The following is a 1,324-nucleotide window of genomic DNA, read 5'->3' on the forward strand; positions in this document are numbered from 1 at the left end:
TGCGCTTTTTCTTTGCTTTCCCCAAAAAAACAAACGGCACAGGACTTTTCCCATGCCGTTTTGGATTTCATTTTTATTCCTGTTCTTGTCTTTGAGCTAAACTAAATGACATTGGCCACATGGCAGCCCTTCGCTACGCTAACGGGCAGGTTTGTGCAGTAACTATTTATGATATAATAAGCTTTATTTTTGTAAAAGAATCAGCAATTTGGAGGAAATCCATGAAAAAAATATTATTAGGGGATATTTTAGGTACGGGAATAATTGTGTTTCTTCTTTCCTTACCCATAATGGCGGTACTTTCGATTTATGGTCAATGGTATTATTTTAAGATAGTTTTATTTACAATGCTTGCATTCACCATAGGTTGTCTTGGATTGTTTCAGTTATGGCTTACGTGGTACAACAGAATAAAACTCGGAAATAAGAGTGCGAATATGATTTATAACCCTGTTCATGGGATGATTGAACTTCATCTCGGTACTAAAATGACACAGAAAGAGTTCATTAAAGTAATGAAGGATATAAAAAAATTTTCTAAAACAATCAATAAGTCCATAGTATTTTGCACCACGAATTACTCAAAGAAGCGTTTGGAAGAAAAGTTTGCAGAGAGAATCTCAATTGAAAACGTTCGTGGTTATCAATGGATTACGTCCAAATTGATGATTAAGCTTGTAATGATGGGTACTAAAATTGCAACTAACAATCCAGTAATTATTGGCATATATAAACCCTAAGTTATTAAACTAACGGGTAACGATAGCATTCCTGTAGAGCGTTAAATTTCCGCTTTGCAAAAAAACGAGCGCCTCGGTACGATGGAAGTACGCAACGGGTCATAGCCCTAAAAATTCCATCATCCAGGAGGACGCTCTATTATGAAGTTTAAATCGCAAGCGAAACAAAATCAACTCATTGAAAAAATTACCGCTCAACATCTAGTCGTCGGGATCGACATCGCACAGCAAACACATGTCGCTCGTGCTGTTAATTTCCGAGGAATCGTGGTCGGTAATCCTCTATCCTTCTCAAACGATGAAGAGGGTTTTCACAGCCTTCTTCGGTGGATCCAATCGCTGCAAACCGCTCACGCTTTAACGGCAGCCATTGTTGGCATGGAGCCTACCGGACACTACTGGCTTAACCTATCCAAGTGGCTCTCAAATCGTCAGTTTGAAGTTGTTCTCGTTAATCCACATCTCGTGAAAAAGAACAAGGAAAACCGCGACAATACGCCATCCAAGAGCGACAAAAAGGATGCTCTCGTTATCGCAGACATGGTCAAAAACGGCTACTACTCGTTCACTCGCGGGCACACCAG

The 1,324-nt window shown here is 39.7% G+C and carries 2 protein-coding genes; both read left to right on the plus strand.

Annotated elements, in window-relative coordinates:
- The first annotated feature begins 221 nt into the window (after positions 1 to 221).
- Positions 222 to 740, plus strand: a complete 519-nt coding sequence (locus RCO25_RS34540) for an ECF transporter S component family protein (RefSeq protein WP_309000562.1) — start codon at positions 222 to 224, stop codon at positions 738 to 740.
- Positions 741 to 881: 141 nt separating this feature from the next.
- The coding region (locus tag RCO25_RS34545) for an IS110 family transposase (protein WP_309000563.1) at positions 882 to 1,324 on the plus strand (443 nt) is incomplete at its 3' end.

Origin of the sequence: Paenibacillus sp. LHD-38 (genome assembly GCF_031157315.1) — a bacterium.
Taxonomy (GTDB): domain Bacteria; phylum Bacillota; class Bacilli; order Paenibacillales; family Paenibacillaceae; genus Pristimantibacillus.

Excerpts from the sequence above, each read along its gene's own strand:
- RCO25_RS34540 (WP_309000562.1), top strand. The coding sequence starts at position 222 with ATGAAAAAAATATTATTAGGGGATATTTTAGGTACGGGAATAATTGTG.